The following is a 4,170-nucleotide window of genomic DNA, read 5'->3' on the forward strand; positions in this document are numbered from 1 at the left end:
GGCTCAAATGAAAGATCAACACAACCTAGGGAAGACTGCTCGACGAGTAGTCCTGGGATCCAGACTGGAGAGAGCGGCGGGCCAGCTTGGCATAGGTCTTCACCGTCTCGTAGGGCATCTCCAAATCAGCGGCGATCTGTTGTAAGCTCTCTCCACCTTCGCGGCGGGCCAGGATCGTCGCCCACAGTTGGGCAGTTTTTTCGGCGCGGGATCCCCCTTGTCGTTGCCGCTGGCTGAGAAAGAGGGCGCTCAGCTCCTCGATCCGCTGGGCCACCTGCTCTTCCCGGGAAGGGACAGGGGAGGCGGGTAGCTCTTCGGCCAACCAACCCAGGCGGGTTTGCCCTAGCCCAAAGGGGGTTTTGTGGCCGGTGCCGCAGTAGGGGGCAAGGTGGATCAGGGCTTGGAGCTGCTGCTGCAACAGCTCAGGCGCACGGGAGGAGACAGCCAACTGCACACAGCCGATGAATCCCGTCACGGATCCCTGGCGACCTGCGGTGGTTTTGACCGATTCCAGACGGTGCCGCTGGATGATCACTTCCCCATCCACCCAATCCAGAAAAGGCTCCGCCTCGATGGGCAGACCGGAAAAATCGTTCCAACGGCGCAGATAGCTGTGGAACAGGTTGCGAGGGATCGGCAGCGGCAGATGGTGGCCCCGGTGGCGAAAGCTGGTGGGCGAGACGAAGGAAAGGCTCCAGGAGCGGGGGGAAAGAGGCTGCTCCAACAGTTGACGATAGGTGCGCGGGGGGATCGAGATCTGCCATCCCAGGATCTGCAGCGGGGATCCCCGCAATTCCAGCCAGGTGGGCAGCCGTTGGCACCACCCTCGCAGCCACTCCACCACCGGCGGGTTGAGGCCGGTGATCCACCAGCGGAAGGGGAGATGAGGCGGGATCAGCGGTCGCCCCCCCTGCTCGCGGAACGGCCCCATCAGCCGGGAGAGGGTAAAAGGTTTCTCCGATTCTCCATCGTGCAAATAGGCCGATAGCTGCGGGTCTGTCTCTTGCACCTGGCTCAAGAACCAGGCGTGCAGCCCTTTGGCATAGTGGGGATCCAGCAGGTAAGACCGAGGAGCCTGAACTTCCAAGGTGATCCCCACCAACTCGGATCCCGTCGGCCACTTGCCGTTCGCTTCTCTATCAGCAGATGGCTCTGAGAAACTCAGCATAGGCACAGCCCATTCCCAGTCCACAGCAACAATCAACACAAAACCCAACTTTCCATTGAGAAAATTTTAGAAGGGATCCCTTCTTATTGGGTTTACTCTCGAATTGCCCGTTGTACAGGCAGAAAAAATCTCACAATCTGAAGAAAGCCTTGAAATCGTCTGCAACCCATCGCACTCGATCTATACTGCTAGCAAGCTAGAGGACTGAAAACCATGAGGCGAGAGCGTTTATCGGATATGGCTGAAACAATCGGTAACCTCAATGGCATCTCTCGGCTTGATTCGATTGGTTACCCACCCAACCGGCAAACCCTTTTTTGAAGGGCTTTGGTCTTCCGCGAAGGATTAAAAATCGAGGCCAATTGCCCCCAGCCTTTAGGGATCTGTCCGTCGCAGCCGATGGAAGCCCTGTCCAAGACTTGTCTTCCTTTTTCGCATTTCGCAGGTGCTGCTCATGACCCCTACTTCTGCTCCCTCTCCCGTTCCTGTTGCCTTGGCCTGGTGCCTGGCGTGGGGAGAACAGCGGGATCCCCAGTTTGCCCTGGAGACCTTGCAGCAGATGCGGGCCGCCGTTCGCGCCGACAACGAGGCCGGGATCCCAGAAGAGCTACGGCCCATTTTGGCTCAGGTGCGCCAATTTCAGGAGAGCATGGCGGCGAAGACCTTTCCCAGAACCCCGGCGGAGCTGCAATCCCGCTACCCGGAGCTGTGGCAGCAGACAACCCGCATCGGCTTGGTTTACGGGGGGGCCACCAAGATCAAGAGCTATGTCTTTGAGTCGGCCAAGCTGTCGGAAATCCGCGGGGCCTCCGCTTTGTTGGATCGCATTAACCTGGTGGATCTGCCCGCCTTTTTCGGGGATCCCGAGCAAACCTACCTGGGATGGGAAGGTTTGGGGAAAGAGTCTCAAGCAGAGCTGAGGGCCTGTGTGGCCGAGCAGATCCGGCCTTGGCTGCAGCAGCACTACCCGGCTTTGGCGCAAGCCCTGATCCCGGAGCTCATCATCTACTCCACCGGGGGCAATCTCCTGGCCTTTTGCCCGGCGGCCCATGTGGACGATCTCTGTGAGGCCATCGAGCGGCGCTACACCGAAGAAACCCTCACCGCTAACGCCTGCGCCGTGGGATCCGCCTTTCGGCTGCTGGAACTGCGCTACGGCCTGTTGCGGGATCCCATCGAACGCACCCCCTGGCTGGATTGGCTGGCGCAACACAAAACCCATCCCCTGGTGAGAGCCTATTTTGGGGATGGCAGCGAAGCCAGATTTCAAGACCGCAAAAGTTTCAACGAGTTGGTGGGTTACCTGGCCGCCCGCTTCAACCACCGCCGCAACGGCAATCCGGATCCCGGTCGCCCCAGCCGCGCCCATCCCGCCTTTTTTGAAACCCATCCCTACCTGCGCCGCGACAGCACCGACCGTCGCCCTGCCATCGCCAAAGCCGACCTGGTCGATCAGCCCTGGCTCTCGGAAGCCACCGCTCGCAAAGCCCTGGTGGGTCGCCAGGCCAAGCGCATTGAAACAGGCAAGCAAGGGTGGTTCCGCAAGTTCCCCACCTGGGATCCCGGCTTTGTGGAAAGCTGGGTAACGCGATTTGCCCGCTTTCTCAACTCTCCCGCCGGCGAGCCCTACCGGGAGCGCTATTTGCAGCCCCATCAGGGATCTGTCCAGGGGATCGGCGAGGCCCAATCTCTACGGGAAGTGGCCAACGCCAGCCTGGGCAGCCAGGGCTTTGTGGCTTACCTTTACGCCGATGGCAACGACATGGGGGGCTATGTGCAGCAGATCCAAACCCCAGAAGCCTACCGACAATTTAGCCGGGATGTTTCCGAGGCAACGGAAAAAGCCGTTTACCACGCCCTCGCCCAGCACCTGCAGGCCCATCGGCTGCACGGCCTATCCCCAGATCCGGAAACCGGCAGAGACCGCAACGGCGAGTGGATCCACCCCTTCGAGATCCTGACCATCGGCGGAGACGATGTGTTGGTGGTGGTGCCTGCCCACAAAGCCCTGGAAATTGCCGCCACCTTCTGTGAGCAGTTTGAGCAGCTCCTGCTGGACACCTCGGCAACCTATGCAGCTCAATCTTCCGGCAAGGTGCCTCACCGCTACCCGGCGGCAGATCGGAAGCTCTGTCGGCTCTCCGCCTCGGTGGGGGTGCTGATCGCCTCGGAAGACACCCCCATTTACTACGCCGAAAAGCTCACCGAACAACTGTTGAAATCCGCCAAGAGCTACGCGAAAAAGCTGAAGCCCAAAGACAAGGACTGCTCTGTGGCCACCATCGACTTTCTCTCGTTGAAGTCGGTCGCCCTGGTTGTCTCCAGCATCCAGGATTTTCGTCGGGAAGCTCTGGAGATCCGCCAGAACAGCCACACCCTCAAGCTCTACGCCGGCCCCTATACCGTCCCGGAAATCCACGGGTTGCTGAGAACGGTACAAGCCCTGCAGGAGGCCAATTTTCCTCGCTCCCAGCTTTATCAGATTCGCAGCTTCTTGGAAAAAGGCAAACGCACCGCCACCCTCAACTATCTCTATTTCCGCAGCCGCCTGGGCAAAAAGGGGCAGCCGCTGATGGAGGCTTTTGAGCGCACCTGGTGCAAGGCCAAAACCAACGACGGCCACCTTCCCCCCTGGATGTATGTTGAGCCACAGGTATCCTCGTCAACGCCAACCTATGAAACCATCTGGCGGGATCTGGTGGATTTGTACGCCTTTGTGCAAAAACAGCCCCAGGCCGAGGGTCGGCCCGTTCTGGCGGAGGTGGAGTGATGGTGAGACTGGCAGAGCTGCCCCAAGCGGGGCGAACGATCACCTCTATCCCTTTGAGGGCCACCCTCGCCTCTGCCCTGGCGGTGGGAGCCGGCGGCTCCAGCGGCTCCCTGGCGGATAAGCCCCTGCTCAAAGATGCCTTTGGCAGGCTGATCATTCCCGGCTCCCAACTGAAGGGGCGGCTGCGCCACGAGTGCGAGAAACTGGCCCGTGGCCTGGGCTGGGCCATTTG

At 60.2% G+C, this 4,170-nt stretch carries 3 protein-coding genes; 2 read left to right on the top strand and 1 reads right to left on the bottom strand.

Annotated elements, in window-relative coordinates; all coding sequences use genetic code 11:
- Positions 1-25 precede the first annotated feature (25 nt).
- A complete protein-coding gene (gene cas6 / locus NW856_RS04255) occupies positions 26-1,168 on the bottom strand; it encodes a CRISPR-associated endoribonuclease Cas6 (protein WP_041437102.1) in 1,143 nt (380 codons plus the stop codon).
- 454 nt (positions 1,169-1,622) lie between these two features.
- On the opposite strand from cas6, the gene cas10 reads away from it, so the two are divergent.
- Positions 1,623-3,938 (top strand): type III-B CRISPR-associated protein Cas10/Cmr2, encoded by a 2,316-nt coding sequence (gene cas10 / locus NW856_RS04260; protein WP_414399277.1) that lies wholly within the window; start codon positions 1,623-1,625, stop codon positions 3,936-3,938.
- Positions 3,938-4,170 (top strand): RAMP superfamily CRISPR-associated protein (locus NW856_RS04265; RefSeq protein WP_414399278.1); only part of this gene is annotated, 233 nt, incomplete at its 3' end. The genes cas10 and NW856_RS04265, both read left to right, overlap by 1 nt.

This window comes from Synechococcus sp. R3-13 (genome assembly GCF_047462195.1).
GTDB lineage: Bacteria > Cyanobacteriota > Cyanobacteriia > Thermostichales > Thermostichaceae > Thermostichus.